Origin of the sequence: Streptococcus sp. 116-D4 (genome assembly GCF_009731465.1) — a bacterium.
GTDB lineage: Bacteria > Bacillota > Bacilli > Lactobacillales > Streptococcaceae > Streptococcus > Streptococcus pseudopneumoniae_E.
In genome coordinates this window covers 1,478,597-1,490,957 of record NZ_AP021887.1, presented here as the reverse complement: position 1 = coordinate 1,490,957, position 12,361 = coordinate 1,478,597, and the positions used below count along the sequence as shown (strand labels likewise).

At 42.5% G+C, this 12,361-nt stretch carries 10 protein-coding genes and 1 pseudogene; 10 read left to right on the top strand and 1 reads right to left on the bottom strand.

Annotated elements, in window-relative coordinates:
- The first annotated feature begins 7 nt into the window (after positions 1–7).
- The 6 genes from cysE to UKS_RS07545 all read left to right on the top strand — a co-directional run bounded on the left by cysE (position 8) and on the right by UKS_RS07545 (position 5,441).
- Entirely contained in the window at positions 8–625 is a 618-nt protein-coding gene (cysE, locus tag UKS_RS07570) for a serine O-acetyltransferase (RefSeq protein ID WP_156012461.1), read from the top strand.
- 11 nt (positions 626–636) lie between these two features.
- Entirely contained in the window at positions 637–1,521 is an 885-nt protein-coding gene (locus UKS_RS07565) for a GNAT family N-acetyltransferase (protein ID WP_156012459.1), read from the top strand.
- Positions 1,522–1,602: 81 nt separating this feature from the next.
- Positions 1,603–2,946, top strand: coding sequence for a cysteine--tRNA ligase (gene cysS / locus UKS_RS07560; RefSeq protein ID WP_156012457.1), 1,344 nt, complete (start codon positions 1,603–1,605; stop codon positions 2,944–2,946).
- The gene (locus UKS_RS07555; protein ID WP_000567913.1) at positions 2,939–3,325 is read left to right on the top strand and encodes a Mini-ribonuclease 3; all 387 of its coding nucleotides are present in this window, start codon (positions 2,939–2,941) and stop codon (positions 3,323–3,325) included. Before cysS ends, UKS_RS07555 begins: the two co-directional genes overlap by 8 nt.
- A 3-nt stretch (positions 3,326–3,328) precedes the next feature.
- Positions 3,329–4,198: a helix-turn-helix domain-containing protein gene (locus UKS_RS07550; RefSeq protein WP_156012455.1), complete on the top strand. Its 870-nt coding sequence runs from the start codon at positions 3,329–3,331 to the stop codon at positions 4,196–4,198.
- Between the two features lie 112 nt (positions 4,199–4,310).
- Complete coding sequence (locus UKS_RS07545) at positions 4,311–5,441, top strand: ABC transporter ATP-binding protein (protein ID WP_156012453.1); 1,131 nt, start codon at positions 4,311–4,313, stop codon at positions 5,439–5,441.
- A gap of 196 nt (positions 5,442–5,637) precedes the next feature.
- Here the strand turns inward: UKS_RS07545 and UKS_RS07540 are convergent.
- Positions 5,638–5,949: pseudogene (locus UKS_RS07540) on the bottom strand (ABC transporter permease subunit); the annotation flags it as partial.
- Positions 5,950–6,128: 179 nt separating this feature from the next.
- Here UKS_RS07540 and recJ point away from each other — a divergent pair.
- The 4 genes from recJ to UKS_RS07520 all read left to right on the top strand — a co-directional run bounded on the left by recJ (position 6,129) and on the right by UKS_RS07520 (position 12,358).
- A complete protein-coding gene (recJ, locus tag UKS_RS07535; protein ID WP_173020477.1) occupies positions 6,129–8,351 on the top strand; it encodes a single-stranded-DNA-specific exonuclease RecJ in 2,223 nt (740 codons plus the stop codon).
- 172 nt (positions 8,352–8,523) lie between these two features.
- Entirely contained in the window at positions 8,524–10,185 is a 1,662-nt protein-coding gene (locus tag UKS_RS07530) for a ribonuclease J (protein ID WP_156012449.1), read from the top strand.
- A 67-nt stretch (positions 10,186–10,252) separates the two neighbouring features.
- Complete coding sequence (locus UKS_RS07525) at positions 10,253–11,032, top strand: alpha/beta hydrolase (RefSeq protein ID WP_156012447.1); 780 nt, start codon at positions 10,253–10,255, stop codon at positions 11,030–11,032.
- Between the two features lie 105 nt (positions 11,033–11,137).
- The gene (locus UKS_RS07520) at positions 11,138–12,358 is read left to right on the top strand and encodes an aminoacyltransferase (RefSeq protein WP_156012445.1); all 1,221 of its coding nucleotides are present in this window, start codon (positions 11,138–11,140) and stop codon (positions 12,356–12,358) included.
- Positions 12,359–12,361 lie beyond the last annotated feature (3 nt).

Below are 12,361 nucleotides of genomic sequence, written 5' to 3'. Positions count from 1 at the left end.
GAAATGTATGGGATGGTGGCGCGAAACCATTGATATCGTAAAAGAAAATGATCCAGCGGCCCGCACCACTTTGGAGGTTTTGCTGACTTATCCAGGTGTTAAGGCCTTGGCGGCCCACCGTCTCTCCCATTTTCTCTGGAAGCACGGCTTCAAACTCCTGGCTCGTATGCATAGTCAGTTTTGGCGCTTTTGGACTCAGATTGAGATTCATCCAGGTGCCCAGATTGATTCAGGTGTCTTTATCGACCATGGTTCAGGTCTTGTAATTGGGGAGACGGCTATCGTTGAAAAAGGGGTTCTTCTCTACCACGGGGTAACTCTTGGTGGGACTGGGAAGGATGTTGGCAAACGCCATCCGACCGTTCGTAAAGGAGCTCTCATATCAGCCCACGCCCAAGTTATTGGACCAGTAGAAATCGGTGAAAATGCCAAGATTGGTGCTGCAGCAGTTGTCGTAGCAGATGTTCCTAGTGATGTGACAGTTGTCGGTATTCCTGCCAAGATTGTCCGTGTACATGGTAAGAAAGATGAGCCCGTCATTCACGAAGTCGAAGAAAAAAGAGAGTACTACGTCAATAAACTCGAGCAGGCTAAAGAAGCCAGTCACAGATCGTCTGGTTTGTAGAGGATATCTATATGATTCAAGCAAGAAACAAGTTGAGCCAAGAGGAGTTATCTGAGGCGAAAAAACTAATTAACTATTGCCAAAACTATGACGGTACCTATCGAGATCCCTATCTCTCTAACATGCTTAATTTTGACCCAAACATGCCCGCCTTTTTCCTTTATTATGAAAAAGGCGAACTTGTTGGTTTATTAACTGTCTATGCAGATGACCAAGATGTGGAAGTGACGATACTGGTTCATCCAGATCATCGCCGTCAAGGGGTTGCGCGGGCATTGTTTACTAGATTTGAGAGAGAAACAGCTTCTTTTCCGATTCATTCAGTTACTTTTCGGACAGAGCGTGTTTTTCTAGACCGCCATCCTGATTTTGTCAGCAACTGGGGATTGGTCGAGGATGAAGAGACAGAAACTTGGTTAGGTAAGGATAGAAAACCTTATCCGTTAGCAAATGTTTCCAATCTTGAAGTTTTGTTAGCAGATAGCTCGTATCAGGATCAAATTAGTCAGTTGAAATTTCAGGCATTTTTAGGGGAACATGAATCTAGAGAAGTTGAGGATAGATATGTCGCTGAAGCTCTGAAAGATCCAGAAAGTCGCCTATATGTTTTATTAAAAGACGGTCAGGTTATTGGAACTTGCACGGTAGATTTATCGACTAATACGAATTACTTCTACGGTTTAGCAATATCAGAACTTGAACGTGGGAAAGGCTATGGAAGCTACTTAGCAAAATCCCTTGTCAACCAATTGATTGAGCAAAATGATAAGGAATTTCAGATTGCAGTGGAAGATAGCAATGTAGGTGCCAAGCGTTTGTATGAAAAAATTGGCTTTGTCAAACAGACTCAGGTAGTTTATCTGAATGAGAAAGGAGCAAGGGATTCCGAAGTGTAGAGATATTCGGACTGAAATTCAATTGAAATTTTAGTGATGTAATGAACTAATCTTGGATTTTAGCTTTCCTGATTATGATTTATGATTAAAATCTACGACACCATGTCTCGTGATTTGCGAGAGTTTGTCCCGATTGAGGACGAAAAAGTCAAGATGTATGTTTGTGGGCCAACGGTGTACAACTATATCCATGTGGGGAATGCCCGTTCGACGGTAGCTTTTGATACGATTCGCCGATACTTCGAATACCGTGGCTACGAGGTTGCCTATATTTCCAATTTTACAGATGTGGATGATAAGATTATCAACCGTGCCAAGGAAGAAGGAATCACGCCTCAGGAGGTAGCGGACAAGTACATCGCTGCCTTTCGTGAGGATGTGACGGCCTTGGGCGTTAAACCTGCGACTCGCCATCCGCGTGTAGTGGAGTTTATGGCTGACATTATCCGCTTTGTGGGAGACTTGATTGAAAAAGGCTTTGCCTACGAGAGTCAAGGAGATGTCTATTTTCGTGTGGAAAAATCTCACAACTATGCCAAGTTGGCCAATAAAACCTTGGAAGACTTGGAGCTAGGTGCTTCAGGTCGTACCGATGAAGAAACGGTTCGTAAGGAAAATCCTGTAGACTTTGCCCTATGGAAATCTGCCAAACCGGGAGAGATTTCTTGGGATAGTCCTTGGGGACCTGGTCGACCGGGCTGGCATATCGAGTGTTCGGTTATGTCAACAGAAATTTTGGGCGATACTATTGATATCCACGGTGGTGGAGCTGATCTAGAATTTCCTCACCATACTAACGAAATTGCCCAGTCTGAAGCTAAAACAGGCAAGACCTTTGCCAACTACTGGATGCACAATGGTTTTGTCAATATCGACAATGTCAAGATGTCTAAGTCCTTGGGGAATTTCATCACAGTACATGATGCCCTCAAGACCATTGATGGCCAAGTGCTTCGTTTCTTCTTCGCTACTCAGCATTACCGCAAGCCTATCAACTTCACAGAAAAAGCAGTTCGTGATGCCGAGACAAATCTCAAGTATCTGAAGAACACTTACGAGCAACCATTTACTGGAACTGTGGATGCGGGGGAGTTACAAGACTTTAAAGATAAGTTTGTAGCGGCTATGGATGAAGATTTTAACACTGCAAATGGAATCACAGTTGTCTTTGAAATGGCCAAGTGGATCAACTCAGGAAACTATGATGCAGCTGTCAAGGAAGCTCTTACTGCCATGTTGGAAGTCTTTGGAGTTGTCTTTGTTGAGGAAGTTTTGGATGAAGAGATTGAAGCCTTGATCCAAAAACGCCAAGAGGCGCGTGCCAATCGTGACTTTGCAACAGCGGACCAAATCCGTGACCAATTGGCTACTCAGGGAATTAAGCTCCTTGACACCAAGGATGGAGTGAGGTGGACTCGTGATTGATGTCAATCTCATTAACGGGATTGCGTTAGCTTTTGAGGGTGACGCCGTTTACTCCATGTATATTCGCCGCCATCTCATCCTTAAAGGCATGACCAAACCCAATAAACTCCATCAAGAAGCGACCAAGTATGTCTCAGCCAAGGCTCAGGCCCGCCTGATTGCCCTTATGTTGGAGGAGCAAGTCCTGACGGAAAAAGAAGAAGAAATCTACAAACGTGGTCGCAACACCAATAGCCACACAAAGGCTAAAAATGCTGATGTGGTGACCTACCGTATGTCCACTGGTTTTGAAGCCGTCATGGGCTATCTTCATATGACAGAAAATCTAGAACGTCTTGAGAGCTTGATTTCGTGGTGTATCCAAAAAGTGGAGGGCTAGGACATGATGGCAAAAGAACTACAAGACTGGTTTCCTGAGGCTCAGATTTCAGACCAACCAGTAGAGAAAGAGGGCTATCTCACACTCCCTTTGGCTTCTCGGCAGTGGATTTTGCTGGAGGAAGCTGGGCTCAGTGAGCGTGAAAAACAACTGGTAGCTCTCTTAACCCAGCAGGAGCAGGCTCGTTCGCTCAATCCTTGGTATTCTTTTCTGATTGAGGGCAAGGGACAGGCACCGCAAAACTTTAAAAAGTTGCAACTTGTCTATTGTCACCTATCCTATTTTCAACAGGAAAATCTATCCTCTTGGCTAGACATGATGCGGACTCTTTTTCCGAATTGTCAAACAGTGATTCAGGTTGGTGCTCAGGATTATGTTTTCGTACTTCAACAAGATAAATACACATCCGTTCGCTCTATCTTGATGGATACCTTGGAAGCCGTAGAATATGATTTTGGAGTACGTTTATCCATCATGTTAGGCCAGGTTTGGTCTCAGACAGGTCATCAAGCCCTATCCGACTTAATCAAAGCGGAGCGGGATTTATTTAAGACTTGGTGGCGTCAGGGTCACCAAGGTGTTCATACATTTTCTCAACTTTATCTGTGGAGTATGGGAGAAAGACTAGTGGACTTGAAGGTAACCAAGGAATGCCTGCACCAGACAATCTTGGATCAAGATCAGATTCAGGAAATCATTCTCTCTCTTTGGGAAAATAGTGCTGTTCTTACTAAAACAGCCCAGCAACTCTATCTGCACCGCAATTCTCTCCAATACAAGATTGATAAATGGGAAGAGTTGACAGGGCTTCAGTTGAAGGAATTGACGGATCTGACCCTGTGTTATCAATTGATTTTACCAGATATTCTCTAAAGTTTTGTGCAAGTTGCACAGAACTTTTTTATTTTTTTGGTCACCTTGCCATAGAAATGTAAAGCGTTTTCATTTATAATAAAACTATCAAAAGACAAAAGGAGTTCACCTCATGGTAGAATTGAATCTTAAAAATATTTACAAAAAATATCCAAACAGCGAACACTACTCAGTTGAAGACTTCAACTTGGATATCAAAGACAAAGAATTTATCGTTTTCGTAGGTCCTTCAGGATGTGGTAAATCAACAACTCTTCGTATGATCGCTGGTCTTGAAGATATTACAGAAGGTACTGCATCTATCGATGGCGTGGTTGTCAACGACGTAGCTCCAAAAGACCGTGACATCGCCATGGTATTCCAAAACTACGCTCTTTACCCACACATGACTGTTTATGACAACATGGCTTTCGGTTTGAAATTGCGTAAATACAGCAAAGAAGACATCGACAAACGTGTACAAGAAGCAGCAGAAATTCTTGGTTTGAAAGAATTCTTGGATCGTAAACCAGCTGACCTTTCAGGTGGTCAACGTCAACGTGTTGCCATGGGTCGTGCAATCGTCCGTGATGCCAAAGTATTCTTGATGGACGAACCTTTGTCAAACTTGGATGCAAAACTTCGTGTATCAATGCGTGCTGAAATTGCGAAAATCCACCGCCGTATCGGAGCTACAACTATCTACGTAACGCACGACCAAACAGAAGCGATGACACTTGCAGACCGTATCGTTATCATGTCAGCAACTAAGAACCCTGCTGGTACAGGTACTATCGGACGTGTAGAACAAATCGGTACTCCTCAAGAAGTTTACAAAAACCCAGTGAACAAATTCGTAGCAGGATTCATCGGAAGCCCGGCTATGAACTTTATCAACGTGAAATTGGTTGGTAGCGAAATTGTATCTGACGGTTTCCGCTTGAAAGTTCCAGAAGGAGCATTGAAAGTTCTTCGTGAAAAAGGTTACGAAGGTAAAGAATTGATCTTCGGTATCCGTCCAGAAGATGTGAATGCAGAACCTGCTTTCCTTGAAACATTCCCAGAATCAGTTGTCAAAGCTACTATCTCTGTATCAGAATTACTTGGTTCAGAATCTCACCTTTACTGCCAAGTTGGTAAAGATGAATTTGTTGCCAAAGTTGATGCTCGTGACTACTTGCAAACAGGTGCAACAGTTGAACTTGGATTTGACTTGAACAAAGCACACTTCTTTGATGTAGAAACTGAAAAAACAGTTTACTAAGATAAATAAAACTCAAAACACTGCTAGAAATCTGGCAGTGTTTTTTGAGATGGCGTAGAAAAACTCTCCAATGAACTGGAGAGTGGCTGTTTATACTCAATGAAAATCAAAGAGCAAACTAGGAAGCTAGACGCAGGCTGTACTTGAGTACGGCAAGGTGAAGCTGACGTGGTTTGAATTTGATTTTCGAAGAGTATTATTCTGCAGCTTGTTGCCAACGTTTGGCTAGCATATGAGAAAGGCTAGAAATGGCTAGGTTAAAGCTGAAGTAGATGAGGGCAATCAGGATATACAGACTGAAGACCTGCTCTGGTTCGAAATAACGGCCCATGAGAATTTGGCTAGCTCCAAAGAGTTCTTGTAGGGCGATAACAGAGTAGAGGAGGCTGGTATCCTTAATCACGGTCACAAACTGAGAAATGATGGCTGGCAGCATTTTACGAATGGCTTGTGGGAGAATGATGTGGTAGAGGATTTGGGCTGAGGTAAATCCTTGCGACATTCCTGCTGGTAAGGAATCCCCTTTGTGTTAGATTTTATTACACGATTCTACACCAAAAGATTTTTCTTGTCAAATCATATCAGAAAAAGTTAGTAAAATTTTTGTAGAAAGCAATCCGGATAGAGAAAAAGCCTAAATCATGTTATAATGAAGCAATAGAATTCTTAGAAAGAGTGGATGTCTTTTTGATAACACCTACTTATGAATGGCAGTTTGCCCCACAGGTTGAAGATGCGGATTTTACAAAGATAGCCAAGAAGGCTGGACTGGGTCCTGAGGTGGCTCGGTTATTGTTTGAGAGAGGGATTCAGGACCAAGAAAGTCTGAATAAGTTTTTAGAGCCTTCCTTAGAGGACTTGCACGATCCTTATCTGCTCCATGATATGGACAAGGCAGTGGAACGAATTCGTCAGGCCATTGAAGAAGGGGAAAATATTCTCATCTATGGAGATTATGATGCGGATGGTATGACTTCGGCTTCGATTGTGAAGGAAAGTTTGGAACAACTTGGCGCCGAGTGCCGTGTTTATCTGCCAAATCGTTTTACCGATGGCTATGGCCCTAATGCCAGTGTCTATAAATACTTTATCGAGCAAGAAGGAATTTCCTTGATTGTGACAGTCGACAATGGGGTTGCAGGTCACGAAGCTATTGAACTGGCCCAGTCTATGGGGGTAGATGTCATTGTGACTGACCACCATTCCATGCCTGAAACCTTACCAGATGCCTATGCTATTGTCCATCCTGAGCATCCAGATGCGGACTATCCTTTCAAATACTTGGCTGGTTGTGGAGTGGCTTTCAAGCTGGCTTGTGCCCTTTTAGAAGAAGTACAAGTGGAATTGCTTGATTTGGTTGCTATCGGTACCATTGCTGATATGGTTAGTTTGACAGATGAGAACCGTATCTTGGTTCAGTATGGTCTGGAAATGCTGGGACATACTCAGCGCATTGGTTTACAAGAAATGCTGGACATGGCTGGTATTGCTGCGAATGAAGTGACAGAAGAAACGGTTGGATTCCAGATTGCTCCTCGTTTGAATGCCTTGGGCCGTTTGGATGATCCCAATCCTGCTATTGATTTGCTGACTGGATTTGATGATGAGGAAGCGCACGAGATCGCCCTTATGATTCATCAGAAAAACGAAGAGCGCAAGGAAATCGTCCAGTCTATCTATGAAGAAGCTAAGACCATGGTGGACCCCGAGAAGAAGGTCCAAGTCTTGGCCAAGGAAGGCTGGAATCCTGGGGTTCTGGGTATCGTGGCTGGTCGTTTGTTGGAAGAACTAGGGCAGACAGTCATCGTTCTCAATATAGAGGAAGGTCGTGCCAAGGGTAGTGCTCGTAGTGTGGAAGCGGTCGATATTTTTGAAGCCTTGGATCCTCATCGCGACCTCTTTATCGCATTTGGCGGTCATGCTGGCGCAGCAGGAATGACGATGGAAGTTGAGAAACTCTCAGATTTATCTCATGTCTTGGAAGATTATGTCCGTGAAAAAGGTGCAGATGCTACTGGCAAGAATAAGTTAAATCTAGATGAAGAGTTGGATTTGGAGACTTTGAGTCTTGAAACAGTCAAGAACTTTGAACGTTTGGCACCTTTTGGCATGGACAATCAGAAACCTGTCTTTTATATCAAGGATTTTCAAGTCGAAAGTGCCCGTACTATGGGGGCGGGCAATGCCCATCTCAAGTTGAAAATATCCAAAGGTGAGGCGAGTTTTGAAGTGGTAGCCTTTGGCCAAGGCAGATGGGCGACAGAGTTTTCTCAAACCAAGAATCTAGAGCTGGCAGTCAAATTGTCTGTCAACCAATGGAATGGTCAAACTGCCCTCCAATTGATGATGGTGGATGCGCGTGTGGAGGGTGTTCAACTCTTTAACATCCGTGGGAAAAATGCAGTCTTACCAGAAGGAGTTCCAGTCTTGGATTTTGCTGGAGGAGTGCCTGATTTAGCGACTAGTGACGCGGTTGTCGTGAAAACCATACCTGAGGATATTACTCTGTTGAAGACCATTTTTCAGGAACAGAATTTCTCTGCTGTCTATTTCAAAAATGATATTGACAAGGCCTACTATCTGACAGGCTATGGGACTAGAGAGCAGTTTGCCAAATTGTACAAGACCATCTACCAGTTTCCAGAGTTTGATATTCGCTACAAGCTGAAAGATTTGGCAGCTTATCTTAATATTCAGCAAATCTTGCTGGTCAAAATGATTCAAATATTTGAAGAACTAGGCTTTGTGAGCATCAAAGATGGGGTCATGACCGTCAATAAAGAGGCACCAAAGCGGGAAATCGGAGAAAGTCAGATTTACCAAAATCTTAAACAAACCGTCAAAGACCAAGAAATGATGGCGCTGGGTACCGTGCAAGAAATTTATGACTTTTTAATGGAAAAAGAATAGCAGATAGGAAAGAGTTGGGTAACCAGCTCTTTTTTGAAAACAAATCTTCATTTTGAAAATCATCAAAAAAATGGTATAATGGTAGGAAAAGATTCGGCTAAAAGTTATAGTGCTTTTAGAATAAGAGGGCAGCAACCCTATAATCAAGATAAATTAAGCTTTCGGAGGAAAAATGAGTAATATCAGTTTAACAACACTTGGTGGTGTGCGTGAAAATGGGAAAAATATGTATATCGCTGAAATCGATGGGTCTATTTTCGTTTTGGATGCAGGTCTAAAATACCCTGAAAATGAACAACTAGGGGTGGATGTGGTCATTCCCAATATGGACTACCTTTTTGAAAATAGCGACCGTATCGCAGGGGTATTCTTGACTCACGGGCATGCGGATGCCATTGGTGCTCTGCCTTATCTCTTGGCTGAAGCCAAGGTACCTGTATTTGGCTCTGAGTTAACCATTGAGTTGGCAAAACTTTTTGTCAAAGGAAATGACACAGTTAAGAAATTCAATGATTTCCATGTTATTGATGAGAATACGGAGATTGATTTTGGAGGGACTGTGGTGTCCTTCTTCCGTACGACCCACTCTATCCCAGAAAGTCTGGGTGTTGTCTTGAAGACAGCTGAAGGTAGTATCGTTTATACAGGTGACTTCAAATTTGACCAGACAGCTAGTGAATCCTATGCGACAGACTTCGCTCGCTTGGCAGAAATCGGTCGTGATGGAGTTCTAGCCCTTCTTAGCGATTCAGCCAACGCAGACAGTAATATCCAAGTGGCTAGCGAAAGTGAAGTTGGGGATGAAATTACCCAAACTATAGCGGACTGGGAGGGCCGTATCATTGTTGCAGCAGTAGCCAGCAACCTCTCTCGTATTCAGCAGGTGTTTGACGCTGCGGATGTAACAGGTCGTCGTGTGGTCTTGACAGGATTTGATATTGAAAATATCGTCCGCACTGCTATTCGTCTCAAGAAATTATCTCTAGCTAACGAGAGTCTTTTGATTAAGCCAAAAGATATGTCTCGCTTTGAAGACCATGAGTTGATTATCCTTGAGACAGGTCGTATGGGTGAGCCCATCAACGGTCTGCGTAAGATGTCGATTGGTCGCCACCGTTATGTGGAAATCAAGGACGGTGACCTAGTTTATATCGTAACGACTCCGTCTATCGCCAAAGAAGCAGTCATGGCGCGTGTGGAAAACATGATTTACCAAGCTGGTGGGGTTGTCAAACTGATCAATCAAAGCTTGAGAGTGTCAGGTCACGGGAATGCGCGTGATTTGCAGTTGATGATCAATCTCTTGCAACCCAAGTATCTCTTTCCAATTCAAGGTGAATACCGTGAATTGGATGCCCATGCTAAGGCTGCTATGGCAGTTGGGATGTTGCCGGAACGCATTTTTATTCCTAAAAAGGGAACTAGCATGGCTTATGAGCATGGGGACTTTATCCCAGCTGGTGCAGTTTCGGCAGGCGATGTCTTGATTGACGGAAATGCCATTGGTGATATTGGGAATGTGGTCCTTCGTGACCGTAAGGTCTTGTCAGAGGACGGTATTTTCATCGTAGCAATTACCGTTAACCGTCGTGAGAAGAAAATTGTGGCCAAGGCTCGTGTTCACACGCGTGGATTTGTTTATCTCAAGAAGAGTCGCGATATTCTCCGTGAAAGTTCAGAATTGATCAACCAAACGGTAGAAGACTATCTTCAAGGAGATGACTTTGATTGGGCGGATCTTAAAGGGAAGGTTCGTGATAATCTGACCAAGTACCTTTTTGATCAAACCAAGCGTCGACCAGCTATTTTACCAGTAGTCATGGAAGCGAAATAAATGTTGAAATAAGTAGAGAGAAAGCCGAGTTTTGGCTTTTTCTTATAGAAACATAGAGGAAAAAATTATGGCAGTAATGAAAATCGAGTATTACTCACAAGTCTTGGATATGGAGTGGGGGGTTAATGTCCTCTATCCTGATGCTAATCGAGTGGAAGAACCAGATTGCACAGATATTCCCGTCTTGTACCTCTTGCACGGGATGTCTGGCAATCATAATAGTTGGCTCAAGCGGACCAATGTAGAACGCTTGCTTCGGGGGACTAATCTTATCGTCGTCATGCCCAATACCAGCAATGGTTGGTACACCGATACCCAATATGGTTTTGACTATTACACAGCTCTAGCAGAGGAATTACCACAGGTTCTGAAACGCTTCTTCCCTAACATGACCAGTAAGCGTGAAAAGACCTTTATCGCTGGCCTCTCTATGGGAGGCTACGGCTGCTTTAAACTGGCTCTTGCTACAAATCGTTTTTCTCATGCAGCTAGTTTTTCAGGTGCCCTCAGCTTTCAAGATTTTTCTCCTGAGCGTCAAGATTTGGGAACTCCAGCTTACTGGAGAGGTATTTTTGGAGAGATTAAAGACTGGACAACTAGTCCTTATTCTCTAGAAAGTCTGGCTAAAAAATCGGACAAAAAGACTAAGCTGTGGGCTTGGTGTGGCGAGCAGGATTTCTTGTACGCAGCCAATAATCTAGCAGTGAAAAACCTCAAAAAACTGGGCTTTGATGTGACCTATAGCCATAGCGCTGGAACTCACGAGTGGTATTATTGGGAAAAACAATTGGAACGGTTCTTAGCAACCCTACCAATTGATTTCAAATTAGAAGAGAGATTGATTTAGTTTGAACTTTGGCGCAGGGTAGTAGAACTAAAATAAAATATGTTTTCACTAGACTTTTCAAACGAAAGTAGTAGAATAGTAATAAAATACTGGAGAAAATAGGAAATGTACCGTTATCAAATTGGCATTCCCACGTTAGAATATGATCAGTTTGTCAAAGAACATGAATTAGCCAATGTATTACAAAGTAGTGCTTGGGAAGCAGTTAAGTCTGATTGGCAACATGAGAAGTTTGGTGTCTACAGGGGAGAAAAGTTACTGGCGACAGCTAGTATTTTGATTAGAACTCTTCCGCTAGGCTATAAAATGTTTTACATTCCAAGAGGACCTATATTGGATTACAGAGATACAGAACTCTTGAGTTTTGTCGTTCAGTCTATTAAGTCTTATGCTCGCAGTAAGAGAGCGGTTTTTGTGACTTTCGATCCAAGCGTTTGTCTATCTCAAAGTTTAATCAATCAGGAAAAAACAGAATTTCCTGAAAATCTGGCTATTATTGATAGTTTGCACCAAATGGGGGCAAGGTGGTCAGGAAAAACGGAGGAAATGGGAGACACCATTCAACCTCGTATTCAGGCAAAAATATACAAGGAAAATTTTGAAGAAGATAAACTTTCTAAATCAACGAGGCAAGCTATCCGAACAGCACGAAACAAAGGGCTTGAGACTCAATATGGTGGACTGGAACTATTAAATTCATTTTCGGAGCTGATGAAAAAAACTGAGAAGCGAAAAGAGATCCATTTAAGAAACGAAGCCTATTATAAAAAATTATTAGATAACTTCAAAGAAGATTCCTATATCACGCTAACGAGTTTGGATGTTTCTAAGCGTTTGAGAGAGTTAGAAGAACAGTTAGAAAAAAATAGAGTAGTTGCAGAAAAATTTAATGATGCAACCAAACCTTCAAAAGTTCAGGAAAATATAAAAGAAAAAGAACGTTTAGAAGAGGAAATAGATTTCTTGCAGGGATATATGAATATGGGAAAATCAAACATTCCTTTAGCGGCTACTTTGAGTTTGGAATTTGGTAATACCTCTGTCAATCTATATGCTGGTATGGATGATGATTTTAAACGTTACAATGCACCAATTTTAACTTGGTATGAAACGGCTCGCTATGCATTTGAGCGAGGTATGGTGTGGCAAAATTTAGGTGGTGTTGAAAACTCTCTCAATGGTGGACTTTATCATTTTAAGGAAAAATTTAATCCAACAATTGAAGAATACTTGGGTGAATTTACACTGCCTACCCATTTTCTCTATCCTCTGTTAAGACTTGCTCTTGATTTCCGTAAAACATTAAGAAAAAAACATAGAAAGTAAGTA

Excerpts from the sequence above, each read along its gene's own strand:
- UKS_RS07550 (WP_156012455.1), top strand. The coding sequence starts at position 3,329 with ATGATGGCAAAAGAACTACAAGACTGGTTTCCTGAGGCTCAGATTTCA.
- UKS_RS07530 (WP_156012449.1), top strand. The coding sequence starts at position 8,524 with ATGAGTAATATCAGTTTAACAACACTTGGTGGTGTGCGTGAAAATGGG.
- cysE (WP_156012461.1), top strand. The coding sequence starts at position 8 with ATGGGATGGTGGCGCGAAACCATTGATATCGTAAAAGAAAATGATCCA.
- UKS_RS07565 (WP_156012459.1), top strand. The coding sequence starts at position 637 with ATGATTCAAGCAAGAAACAAGTTGAGCCAAGAGGAGTTATCTGAGGCG.
- UKS_RS07545 (WP_156012453.1), top strand. The coding sequence starts at position 4,311 with ATGGTAGAATTGAATCTTAAAAATATTTACAAAAAATATCCAAACAGC.
- cysS (WP_156012457.1), top strand. The coding sequence starts at position 1,603 with ATGATTAAAATCTACGACACCATGTCTCGTGATTTGCGAGAGTTTGTC.
- UKS_RS07525 (WP_156012447.1), top strand. The coding sequence starts at position 10,253 with ATGGCAGTAATGAAAATCGAGTATTACTCACAAGTCTTGGATATGGAG.
- UKS_RS07520 (WP_156012445.1), top strand. The coding sequence starts at position 11,138 with ATGTACCGTTATCAAATTGGCATTCCCACGTTAGAATATGATCAGTTT.